5 protein-coding genes are annotated in these 7,485 nt (G+C 70.3%); all 5 read left to right on the forward strand.

Annotated elements, in window-relative coordinates; all coding sequences use genetic code 11:
- Positions 1-92: 92 nt before the first annotated feature.
- The 5 genes from thrC to FV229_RS05095 all read left to right on the forward strand — a co-directional run bounded on the left by thrC (position 93) and on the right by FV229_RS05095 (position 7,280).
- Positions 93-1,505, forward strand: a complete 1,413-nt coding sequence (gene thrC, locus FV229_RS05075; RefSeq protein ID WP_147750909.1) for a threonine synthase — start codon at positions 93-95, stop codon at positions 1,503-1,505.
- 115 nt (positions 1,506-1,620) lie between these two features.
- Entirely contained in the window at positions 1,621-2,916 is a 1,296-nt protein-coding gene (locus FV229_RS05080; RefSeq protein ID WP_147750910.1) for a pitrilysin family protein, read from the forward strand.
- A 210-nt stretch (positions 2,917-3,126) separates the two neighbouring features.
- Entirely contained in the window at positions 3,127-5,997 is a 2,871-nt protein-coding gene (locus FV229_RS05085) for a sensor domain-containing phosphodiesterase (protein WP_147750911.1), read from the forward strand.
- A 167-nt stretch (positions 5,998-6,164) separates the two neighbouring features.
- Positions 6,165-6,596, forward strand: a complete 432-nt coding sequence (locus FV229_RS05090) for a DUF805 domain-containing protein (protein WP_187273548.1) — start codon at positions 6,165-6,167, stop codon at positions 6,594-6,596.
- Positions 6,597-6,860: 264 nt separating this feature from the next.
- Positions 6,861-7,280: a hypothetical protein gene (locus tag FV229_RS05095; protein WP_147750913.1), complete on the forward strand. Its 420-nt coding sequence runs from the start codon at positions 6,861-6,863 to the stop codon at positions 7,278-7,280.
- Positions 7,281-7,485 lie beyond the last annotated feature (205 nt).

Consider the following 7,485-nt stretch of genomic DNA (forward strand, 5'->3'; position numbering starts at 1 on the left):
CGGCCGCGAAAGCCGAGGGCGATCTGTGGCCGACCCCGTTTCGACAGGCCCGAACCGATCGTGTAGAGGGGGCGCCTTCCCCGGAGGCCCCCGTGCTGCACGTCTCGACCCGCGGATCCGCCGCGCCGCTCTCGTTTTCCGATGCCCTGCTCGCCGGGCTCGCCCGCGACGGCGGGCTCTACGTGCCCGAGGCGTGGCCGACGATCACGAAACCGGAAATCGCGGGGCTCGCGGGCAAGCGCTACGCCGACGCCGCCAAGCTGGTGCTGCGCCCCCTGATCGACGGCGAGATCGCCGACGCCGACCTCGATCGGATGATCGAGGAGGCCTACGCCACCTTTCGCCACCCGGCGATCTGCCCGCTGACCCAGCTCGACGACAACCTGTTCCTGCTCGAGCTCTTCCACGGCCCGACGCTCGCGTTCAAGGACGTGGCGATGCAGCTGCTCGGGCGCCTGATGGACCACGTGCTCCGCGCCCGCGGCAGCCGCGCCACCATCGTCGGCGCGACCTCGGGCGACACCGGCAGCGCCGCGGTCGAAGCCTTCGGCGGGCTCGACCAGGTCGACGTCTTCATCCTGTTCCCGCACGGCCGCGTGTCGGAGGTGCAGCGCCGGCAGATGACCTCGGTCGACGCGCCCAACGTCCACGCGCTCGCGGTCGACGGTAACTTCGACGACTGCCAGAACATGGTGAAGGCCATGTTCCAACACGGCGACTTCGCCGACGCGGTGAAGCTCTCGGGCGTGAACTCGATCAACTGGGCCCGGGTCGCGGCGCAGGCGGTGTACTACTTCACCAGCGCGGTGGCGCTCGGCGCGCCGCACCGCAAGGTGTCGTTTTCGGTGCCGACGGGCAATTTCGGCGACGTGCTGGCGGGCTGGGTCGCCAAGCGCATGGGGCTGCCGATCGAGCGCCTGATGATCGGCACCAACGCCAACGACATCCTGGCGCGCACCCTGGAGCACGGCGCCTACGAGCTGCGCGGCGTCCACGCGACCACCTCGCCCTCGATGGACATCCAGATCTCCTCGAACTTCGAGCGGCTTCTGTTCGAGGCGCTCGGCCGCGACGCGTCCGCCCTCGGCCGGCTGATGGCGGGCCTGAAGCAGTCCGGCGGCTTCACCCTCGACGACGCGGTGCTCTCTGCGGTGCGGGCGGAGTTCGACGCCACCGCCGTGTCCGAGCCCGACGTGATGGACGAGATCGCCCAGACCCATGCTGCCACCGGCATGGTGCTCGATCCCCACAGCGCCATCGGCGTGCGCGCCGCCCGCCGCCTGCTGAAGCGGGACCCGGCGACGCCGGTCGTCGCGCTGGCCACGGCGCATGCCGCGAAGTTCCCCGACGCGGTGAGCCGCGCCACCGGGGGCCTGCGCCCCGCCCTCCCCCCGCACCTCGCCGACCTGATGGACCGGCCGGAGCGGATGACACGAGTGGGCAACGACCAGGCCGAGGTCGAGGCCCTGATCCGGGATCGCGCTCGCATCACGAGGGGCGCATGAACGACGGGCAGGATTCGGTCGGCCACTCCGACGGGAAACCGTCGGCAAGCGCGAATGCGCATCGGCGCCGGTGCGCCGGAACGCCCTTGAGGCGTCTGCATCGAGGGCAACAACGATGAACCAGCACTTCGCCACACACGCCGCCTCGCCGGGCCTGCGCATCACCACCTTGGACAACGGCGTCACCGTCGCGACGGAGGCGATGCCCGGCGTCGCCACCGCGACGCTCGGCGTCTGGGTCGGGGCCGGATCGCGCCACGAGCGTCCGGACGAGAGCGGCCTGAGCCACCTCATCGAGCACATGGCGTTCAAGGGCACGCGCACGCGCTCGGCCCGCGCCATCGCCGAGGACATCGAGAACCTCGGCGGCGAGATCAACGCCGCGACCTCGGCCGAAGGCACGAGCTACACGGCGCGGGTGCTCGGCGAGGATGTCGGCACCGCGCTCGACGTGCTCGGCGACATCCTGACCGATTCCGTGTTCGACGCGGGCGAGCTCGCCCGCGAGAAGGGCGTGATCCTGCAGGAGCATGCCGGGATCGAGGATACGCCGGACGACGTGGTCTACGACGCCTTCACCGAGGCCGCGTTCCCCGACCAGCCGATCGGCCGCCCGATCATCGGCCGGCCTGAGACGATCAAGAGCTTCGACGAGGCCGGCATCCGCGCCTACCTCGCCCGCGAATACACCCCCGACCGCTTCGTGGTCGCCGCCGCGGGCGCCGTCGAGCACGAGGCCTTCGTGGCGTCGGCCGAGCGCCATTTCGGCGGCATGGCGAAGGCGGCGGCGCCCGAGGCGATCCCGGGAACCTACGGCGGCGGCGAGCGGCGCATGCCGAAGAAGCTCGAGCAGGCCAACCTCGTGATCGGCCTGCCCGGCCTGTCGTTCCGCGACGAGGCCTACTACGCCCTTCACATGTTCTCGCAGGTGCTCGGCGGCGGGCTGACTTCGCGGCTGTGGCAGGAGGTGCGCGAGACCCGCGGCCTCGCCTACGAGATCCAGGCCTTCCACTGGCCGTTCTCCGATTGCGGCCTGTTCGGCATCGGCGCGGCGACCTCCGGCGCGGACCTGCCCGAGCTCGTCGAGGTGACGCTGGAGGCGACCGCGCGGGCCGCCCGCGACCTCGACACCGTCGAGATCGCCCGGGCCAAGGCGCAGCTGAAGGTCTCGCTGCTCTCCGCGCTGGAGACGCCGGGCGGCCGGATCGAGCGCAACGCCCGCCAGATCCTCGCCTGGGGCCGGGTGATCCCGGCGGACGAAGTGATCGCCAAGGTCGATGCCGTGACGGTGGACCACGTGCGCGCGGCCGGCCTCGCCGTCCTCGCCGGCGCGCCGACGCTCGCCGCCATCGGGCCGATCAAGAAGCTGCCGTCCCTCGACCGGATCACCGCGGCTTTGCGCGCCGCCTGAACGCGGCCGGGGACGCCCCCCTCAGGAGCGTCCCGAAACTTGTTTTGGCCGCAAAAGCGAGCGATCTGCGGCCCGAACGATCGCGCAGACCAGCGGTGGGTGACGCCGGCCGCCGGGCCTCAGCCGCCTTGCTCACGGTTAATCCCGCCTCTACCACTGCGCGGAACCTGAGCCGTACTCGCCGCCGTACCCGGCCGGAACACTCGCCCGTTGCGCATCCTCGCCCTCTCCCTCGCACTCCTCGGCGGCCTTCTGTTCAGCGGTTCCGCGCGGGCCGTCGAGGCGGTGCGGGTCACCCTCGACGCGCCGGTCATCGACCTGACCACGGCGATCGAGCGTTACCGCTCGGACGGCGACCTGATCCAGATCTCCACGGCGCCCGGCAAGGACGGCATCGTCCGCCGCATCGTCGTGAAGGCGCGCGATGCCGGCGCGCGGCCCGACTGGATGGTGTTCGCGCTCACCAACGACACCGACGAGCAGATCGAGCGCATCCTCGTGGCGCCGCACTTCCGGCTGGTCGATTCCGGCGTGGTCTGGCCCGATCTCGGCGGCTCGCGCATCGCCGCGATCACCGCGAGCCAGGGCATCCGGCCCGAGCGCAACGAGAACCCCGAGGCGGACGAGTTCGTCATCACCCTCGATCCCGGCACGACGATCACCTACGTCGCCGAGCTGCGCGGCCCCAACATCCCGCAGGTGCACCTCTGGGATCAGGACGCCTACCGCAAGAAGGCCGCCGGGCTGACGCTGTACAAGGGAATCATCATCGGCATCAGCGGCTTGCTGGCGCTGTTCCTGACAATCGTTTTCGTGGTCAAGGGCGCGATCATCTTCCCCGCGGCCGCCGCCCTGGCGTGGTCGGTTCTCGCCTACGCCTGCATCGACTTCGGCTTCCTGCAGCGGGTCTTCCCCGTCACCGAGCTGGCCGAGCGGGTCTACCGCGCCTCAGCCGAGGCGGTGCTGGCGGCGACCCTGCTGGTGTTCCTGTTCGCTTACCTCAACCTTTCGCGTTGGCACGTGCGCTACAGCCACGTGGCGTTCTTCTGGCTGACCTTCCTCGCCGGCCTCGTCGGGCTGGCCCTGTTCGATCCGCCGGTGGCGGCGGGCGTGGCGCGCATCTCGATCGCGGCGGTGGCCGGCGTCGGGCTGCTGCTGATCGCGTACCTTGCCGCCCACAACGGCTACGACCGCGCCATCCTGCTCGTCCCGACCTGGACGCTTCTGGTGGTCTGGGTCACCGCCGCGGGCTTCGCGGTGACCGGACAGATCGGCAGCGAGCTGACCCAGCCCGCGCTGATCGGCGGCCTGGTGCTGATCGTCATGCTGATCGGCTTCACGGTGATGCAGCACGCCTTCGCCGGCGGCGGCCTCACCCACGCCCTGGTCTCCGACACCGAGCGGCGAGCGCTGGCGCTCACCGGCGCCGGCGACGTGGTGTTCGACTGGGACGTGCCGGGCGACCGCGTCTTCGCCGGCCAGGAGATCGAGGTCCAGCTCGGCCTCAAGCGTGGGGCGCTCGAAGGCCCGGCGGCGAACTGGCTCGGGCTGCTCCACCCGTTCGACATCGAGCGCTACTCGGCGACCCTCGACACCATGATCGAGGAGCGCCGCGGTCGCATCGTCCACGACTTCCGCCTGCGCACCACCGGCGGGGCCTACTATTGGTATCGCCTCAAGGCGCGCCCGGTGATCGGCAATGACGGCGAGGTCATCCGCATCGTCGGCACCATCGCCGACGTCACCGAGATCAAGACCGCCGAGGAGCGCCTGCTGCACGACGCCGTGCACGACAGCCTGACCGGCCTGCCCAATCGCGAGCTGTTCGGCGACCGGCTCGACGCGGCGCTCGCCTTCGCGAGCCAGGACCCGCGCCTGAAGCCGACGGTGATCGTCCTCGACATCGACCGGTTCAAGGGCATCAACGACGCGATCGGCCTCTCGGCCGGCGATTCGATCCTGCTCACCCTGTCGCGCCGGCTCGGGCGCCTGCTGCGGCCGCAGGACACGCTGGCGCGAGTGGCCGGCGACGAGTTCGCGGTCATCCTCCTGTCGGAGCGCGAATCCGACCGCATCCTGGCCTTCGCCGAGATGATCCGCCGCGCCATCGCGACGCCGATCACCTATGCCGACCGCGAGATCTTCCTCACCGTCTCGATCGGCCTGGCGCTGCACGAGACCGGGGCCAGCCTGAAGCGCGACGAGGTGTTCAAGAACGCCGAGACGGCGATGGTCCAGGCCAAGCGCGGCGGCGGCGACCGCATCGACGTGTTCCGCGCCGACATGCGTGCGGAGCGCTCGGACCGGCTGATGCTGGAGAGCGACCTGCGCCGTTCGCTGGAACGCAACGAGATGAAGGTGCTGTTCCAGCCGGTGGTCCGGCTGGAGGACCGCACGGTGGCGGGCTTCGAGGCGATCCTGCGCTGGGACCACCCGAAGCTCGGCCGCATCCCGCCGGCTACCTTCATGCCGGTGGCGGAGGAGAGCGGCTTCGTCGTGAACCTCGGCATCTTTGCCCTGGAACGCACGGCGCTCGAACTCGCGGCCTGGCAGCGCTCGCTCGAGGTGGACCCGCCGATCTTCGCCTCGGTCAACGTCTCCTCGCGCCAGCTCCTGCGGCACGACCTGCTGCACGACGTGAAGACGGTGCTCGCCCGCTCGGGCGTGATCCCGGGCTCGCTGAAGCTCGAGCTCACCGAGAGCCTGGTGATGGAAAACCCGGAATACGCCGCCCAGATGCTGACCCGCATCCACGACCTCGGCGCAGGGCTCTCCCTCGACGGCTTCGGCACCGGCTATTCGGCGCTGTCCTACCTGCAGCGCTTCCCGTTCGACACGATCAAGATCGACCAATCCTTCGTGCGCCAGATGGCGTCGGGCAAGACCGCGATCCTGCGCTCGATCGTGCGGATGGCCAACGAGCTGAACCTCGCCATCGTCGCCGAGGGTGCCGAGTCGGAAGCCGACGCCCAGGCCCTGGCCGAACTCGGCTGCGACTACGCCCAGGGCTACGCCTTCGGCGAGCCGATGACGATGCTCCAGGCCCGCCAGCTCGTCGGCGCGGCACCGGAAGCGGCCTGATCTAAATTCGATCCACAGGTCGCTTGTCGTGGCGTCCCGATCTCTTGCCCAACCGTCCCAAGGCTGCGGTTCGCGTTGAACGCGTCGGCGCCGCGCCCTAACGCTCGACCACCGGCCGATCCCCCAGCACCATGCGTGGCCGGGTTGCCGACAGGGCTGCGAACATCATGAAAAAACTACTCTTCTCCGCCGAAGGCCGGATCGGCCGCGGGACCTTCTGGAAGGGCGTCATCGTCTCGGTCTTCGGTGCCATGCTCGTCGCGGCGGCGTTGAACTACGCCCTGGCTCAGGCGATCCCGAACGAGGCCGGCGCGGGCGAAGGCTTCTCGGTCAACGGCGCCAACGCGGTCCCGTTCTTGGTCCTGAACCTGCTCACCACGGTCTTCATCGTCTGGTCGTCGGTCTGCCTCGGGATCAAGCGCTACCACGACCGCAACAAGCCCGGCGTGTGGGTGCTGCTGTCGCTCGTGCCGCTGGCCAACATCTGGTACTTCATCGAGACCGGGTTCCTCGGCGGCACCGTCGGCCCGAACAATTTCGGTCCCGATCCGCGCGGCCGCAGCCTCGCCGCCCCGACGGGCCTGTCGCCGGCGATCTGACGCCGCGCGACCGCCGCTTCGAAGGGGCCGGATGCCGGACTTCGAAGCGATTAGCGAGGAAGACGCGCGTCCGCTCCCGGGTTCCTCGGGGACGGGCGCTCGTCGTGTCTCGGTCGCCAAATGGGCGCTGCTTGCGCCTATCAAAAGGCGGCCGACGTGACCGGTTCCGCATGCCATTTAAACCTCCCTTAACCATGCCGACGCAAGGTTGTGTGGAGAAATGGCGGGGCGCACGGCGTGCCCCCTGCGTGCTGGAGAACAGTGATGGCCGAAGCGGCAAGGCGGTTTCGCGAGACGAGCGGATCCGATGTGGTGCGCCGGCTGATCGCGCGCCCGATCCGCCTCGACCCGCCGCGCATGGCCGCGGCGATGGCCGCCCCGACCGCGTTCGAGCGGCGCGCCGAGGCTTCGTTTTCCGAGACGATCGCGGACGAGGCCGCCCTCGAAGCCGTCGAGGCCGAGGATGCGGACTTCGACGACGAGGTCGAGGAGGACGTCGTCGAGCGTCTCCAGGCCGAGATGGCCGTGATGAAGGCGATCCTGATGGCCGAGCGGGCCGAGGCCGCCTCGCTTCGCGCCCGGATGGAACAGTACGTCGAGCCGGAGCCGATCGGCGCGGAAGCGCGCGCCACCCGCGAGCGCTGGGCCGGGATGGTCGACCGCCTCCTGATGTCCGCGCGCTGATCGCTGCCATCCTCATGACATTCGGGAGACGACCATGAGCGCGCGCTGCTCGCTCGTCGTCAACGGCAAGTCCGTGCGCGTCGCCACCGGCGACACCCCGCTCGATGCGGCCGTCGAAGACGGGATGATCGCCTACGCCCAGGCCACCCACGGCGCCGCCGTGCCGGGACAGGGCGCAAGCCCGGGCGCGCGCCGCGTGCCGGGC

The organism is Methylobacterium sp. WL120 (genome assembly GCF_008039465.1).
Classification (GTDB): domain Bacteria; phylum Pseudomonadota; class Alphaproteobacteria; order Rhizobiales; family Beijerinckiaceae; genus Methylobacterium; species Methylobacterium cerastii.